The sequence below is a fragment of the Mycobacterium sp. THU-M104 genome, from assembly GCF_049197365.1.
Classification (GTDB): domain Bacteria; phylum Actinomycetota; class Actinomycetes; order Mycobacteriales; family Mycobacteriaceae; genus Mycobacterium.
The window spans coordinates 1-4236 of the sequence record NZ_JBMIOP010000071.1 but is presented as its reverse complement, the minus strand read 5'-3'; the positions used below and the strand labels follow the sequence as shown (position 1 = coordinate 4236).

At 68.8% G+C, this 4236-nt stretch carries 4 protein-coding genes and 1 pseudogene; 4 read left to right on the top strand and 1 reads right to left on the bottom strand.

What is annotated here, in order from left to right:
• Nucleotides 1-104 (top strand): annotated as a pseudogene (locus ACOJVU_RS06865) (prenyltransferase); the annotation flags it as partial.
• Here the strand turns inward: ACOJVU_RS06865 and ACOJVU_RS06860 are convergent.
• Nucleotides 85-753: a class I SAM-dependent methyltransferase gene (locus tag ACOJVU_RS06860; protein ID WP_421529089.1), complete on the bottom strand. Its 669-nt coding sequence runs from the start codon at nt 751-753 to the stop codon at nt 85-87. The pseudogene ACOJVU_RS06865 and the gene ACOJVU_RS06860 sit on opposite strands and share 20 nt — an antisense overlap.
• A gap of 249 nt (nt 754-1002) precedes the next feature.
• Here ACOJVU_RS06860 and ACOJVU_RS06855 point away from each other — a divergent pair, with 249 nt between their 5' ends.
• The 3 genes from ACOJVU_RS06855 to ACOJVU_RS06845 form a co-directional block, all read left to right on the top strand.
• A complete protein-coding gene (locus tag ACOJVU_RS06855; RefSeq protein ID WP_421529088.1) occupies nt 1003-2667 on the top strand; it encodes an HAD hydrolase family protein in 1665 nt (554 codons plus the stop codon).
• A 59-nt stretch (nt 2668-2726) separates the two neighbouring features.
• Nucleotides 2727-3416, top strand: a complete 690-nt coding sequence (locus ACOJVU_RS06850; RefSeq protein ID WP_421529087.1) for a hypothetical protein — start codon at nt 2727-2729, stop codon at nt 3414-3416.
• A gap of 462 nt (nt 3417-3878) precedes the next feature.
• Nucleotides 3879-4236: protein kinase domain-containing protein (locus ACOJVU_RS06845; protein ID WP_421529086.1), on the top strand; the 358-nt coding region annotated here is incomplete at its 3' end.

Below are 4236 nucleotides of genomic sequence, written 5' to 3'. Positions count from 1 at the left end.
CGGACACGACCGGGGCCGGCGGGATCTTCCGCGGCGACGGCCTGCCGATGGGGCTGCAGACCGACTTCGACTGCGAATGCGTGGTCACCGGCCCGGGACGCTGACGACTTGTTCGCCCGTGCGTTCCAGCACCCGCAGCGATCCGGTGGCAGAAATCTCCCGGAACTGGCCGGAATCCAGTGCGCGGCAGTAGATGTGGTATGGCGGTCGCCCGCCGTCGGCGGGGTCCGGGAACACGTCGTGGATCACGAGGGCACCCCCGGCGTCCACCCACTTGGCCCATCCGTCGAAATCCTGGTTCGCGGCGGCCTCGGAGTGGCCGCCGTCGATGAACAGCAACTGCAGCGGTGAACGCCACCCCCGGGCCACCACCGGCGATTTGCCCACGACGGCGACGACGTTGTCGTCCAGTCCCGCCGCGTCGAGGGTGCGGCGGAACGTCGGCAGCGTGTCGAAGAGCCCGGTGACCGCGTCGACCATCGACGCGTCGTGGAAGTCCCAGCCAGGTTGATGTTCCTCGGAGCCGTGGTGGTGGTCGATCGTGTAGAGCACGCAGGCGGTCTGTTGCGCCGCCGCGCCCAGCAACAACGTCGACTTGCCGCAGTAGGTGCCGATCTCGACGCCCACGCCGCCGTCGAGGTACCGCAGCGCCGCCTCGTAGAGGGCGCGCCCCTCGTCGGCCGGCATGAAACCCTGCACCTGTTCGGACAGCGCGAACAGGCGCTCGGTCGAGGGGGCGTCGGTGCGGTTCATCAACCGAATTTATCGGTCGTCCCGGTTGGTGCGTCCGGCGGGCCGGCCAATCGGGGACGGCCGCGCCGCCGGTTGGCCCGAACCCCGCCGCGACAAGGCTTGCGGCCCACGGTGGCCGGTCGGGCGTCGCAACGTTCGATCCGCGAATGGGGACGAACGACCCTGCCCGGCGCGCGGTCCGGCTGCCTATTCTGCTCGTGGTCGCGGCGCCAGCCGGGTCGATGGTGTGGCAGCAGAAGGGATCGGACTGTGGGCTTCTTTCGGGTGGTGGCCCTGGACGTGGACGGCACCCTGACCTCGGCGGGCAGGATTCCGAAGGAGGCGTTGCAGGCAATCGAGCAGGTGCGTCGCGACGGTCTGCTGGTGGTGCTGGCCACTGGCCGGATCGGGGCCGAGCTGGCGGCAAGCTTCCCGCAGATCGCCAACCGTGTCGATGCGTTGGTGCTGGAAAACGGGGCGGTGGCCCGGATCGGCGGGAAGACCTATCCGCTGTCGACGCCGATCGACCGGGCCCTGGACGCGGCACTGGATGAGCACGGCGTGGTCAGCCGGCGTGGCGAGGTCATCCTGGCCACCCAGGGCGAGTACGCCGCGACGGTCCTCGAGGTGATCGGCGAGCTGGGACTGGACTGTCAGATCGTGCGGAACCGGGCCGAGCTGATGGTGGTGCCCGCCGGGGTCACCAAGGGGACCGGCCTGGCCGCGGTGCTGGCACGGTTGCACCTGTCCCCCCACAACACGATCGCCGTCGGGGACGCCGAAAACGACCTCTCACTGTTCGGGTCGGCTGAGATCGGCGCCGCCGTGGCCGACGCGGTCCCGTCGTTGCGCGAACACGCCGATCTGGTGCTCGACCAGCCGGACGGTGCCGGGGTGGCCGAGCTGCTCGGCGGCGCATACCTCAGCGGGGCGCGGCGGTGGTGCCCGCCGCGGCGGTGGGTGCAGATCGGCATCTTCGACGACGGGACACCGGCGAAGGTGCCCGGTAGCCAGGCGCGCATGGTGGTGACCGGGTCGGCCGGGTCGGGCAAGAGCTACCTGGTCGGGTTGCTGGCGGAGGAATGGATGGACGCCGGCTACTGCGTGCTGCTCGTCGACCCCGAAGGGGACCATCGACAACTCGAGCAGCTCAACCGCGTCCAGGTCGTCGACGTCGAGGCGGGGCTGCCCGAACCGGTGGAACTGGTCGGATTGCTGCAGCCGCACACGGGGCTGGTCGTGGACCTCTCGGCGCTACCCACCGCCGACAAGATCGACTATCTGCAACGGCTGCGGCCGGCGGCCGAAGCCCAGCGGGAGGCCCGCGGATTTCCCCACTGGGTCATCTACGACGAGGCCCACCTGCTGGGCGCGGACCAGCCGCCGCACTGGACGCGGCGCGGTGGATACCTGCTGTCGTCGTTCATGCCCGCCTTACTACCCGAGGGTGAAGTCGGCGAGACTGACATCGTGCTCACCGTCGGCGGCATCGACCCGGTGAGCAGCGTTGCGCGCGAACCGGTTCGGCGGGCATCGATCCAGTTCGGCAAGGCTGCGCCCCGTGCGTTCACGATCGCGGCACGTCGCACCGGCCATGTGCGGCACAGCCACAAGTACGCCGACGTGTTGCTGCCGAAGGAGCGCCGGTTCTACTTCCGCCCGACCGACGGGCGCGCCATCCCGGCAGCGGGGACCATGCACGAGTTCCGCACCGCGCTGGGGAATCTCGATCCGCGGGCGCTGCAGTATCACCTCGAGCGCGGCGACTTTTCCCGCTGGCTCGGCGACACCATCGCCGACATGGACCTCGCCGCGCAGGTCAGCGCCTGGGAAGACGAGTTGGCGGCGCGTCGCGCCGCCGACGTGCAACGCGTACGGCGCCAGTTGATCCACGCCATCGAAGACCGCTATTCCGCCTCCACGGAGCGCGGCTGACGAAAGACGGAACCATGCGCTCGCATGTCCGGATAACCACAACTGAAAGAGGAGCCACTATGTCATCGACTGCGTCATCGACGTCACCGCTACCGCTACCGCACACCGCCACGCCCCCGGCGTACCCCGGCACCGCGCGACGAGGCGGGCACCGACTACGGCCGGCCATCGTCGCCGCGAGCCTCCTGGTGACCGCCGTGACCGGTGCGGCCGCCCTCACCGACACGGTTCGCCCGTCAGAACGGACCACGCCCGCGACCACAACGGCGCGCGGCATGGCGATCGCGCTCACCTCGGCCGAACCGATCGTCATCGACCAGGGCATCTCCATCACGCCCGCACCCGGCTGGGATCTCGTGGATCGGGGCACGAACTGGGTCACGCTGGCCGACACCGACGCCGGCACGCGGATGCGGGTCACGGTCAAGCCCGCCGCCGGGACCGACGTCGTCGCCGCGCTGCAGGCCGACGTCGCCAATGAGGTGGCCAACACCGTCCTGACCAATCTTGCGCCGTCGAGCGGGATCGATACCAAGACCGTGCAGGGCAGGAACTTTCAGCAGGCAGCCCGGATGGACTACACCGCGGACAACACGGTGGGAATCGACACCACCCCCATCCTCGGCGTGTTCATGGAGTTGCTGAACCCCTCGAACCGGATGTCCGCGTTCATCGACGACCGGGAAGCGAGCGTCTCGCCCGCCTATATAGGCAGCGCCGCCCAGGCGATGATCAACTCCATGCTGTGACGGTCCCCGGATCCGGATGACGTGCCGCGCACGAACACGGCCAGGCTAGCTTTCGCGCTGGGAGCCTCCATCGAACCGGATCTCCTACGAGAATCCGCCCCGCAACCACTCATGGCCTATCAGCCGCCGAGGCCGAGGATGCAGGCTGTGTCATCGGGCGAGTCGTTATCCAGAGGCGGTGCCTACGGTGCGCTGAAGGACGCAGGGCGCCATTCCCGTCCTCGGCGTCTTCGACGAGCTGTCGAACGCCTCGAACCTGCTGTCGGCCTCCATCCAGGCGGGGCGGTAACGTCTCCACCCATTCGCCAGCTCCGGCGGGTTTGCGATCAACTCGGCGCGCCGGGGGCGTCCCTGTCCTTTGGGATCGTATGGGGCGCAGAACATTTTCCCCCTATCCGCAGACGCGGTGATGTGCTGAAATCGAATAGTGGGCCTTTTTGGCGGCCTGTCGAGGCGAAGACGATGAGCACGCCGCTCCTGCGTGCCGCGCAGGTGTTCGCCGGGTACACGATCGTTAGTTTGCTGGGATCCGGAGGGATGGGCGAGGTCTATCTCGCCCAGCACCCGCGACTGCCCCGCCGCGAAGCCCTCAAGATCTTGGGCGATGACGTCTGCGCCGACGACAACTATCGTCGGCGCTTCATCGCAGAGGCGGACCTGGCGGCGGCGTTGTGGCATCCAAACATCGTGCGCGTCAACGACCGCGGGGAGTTCGGCGGCCGTCTGTGGATCGCGATGGACTTCGTCGACGGCACCGATGCCGCCAGCCTCCTGCGCGACCGCTACCCGGTCGGCATGCCGGCCGATCAGGTCGCCACGA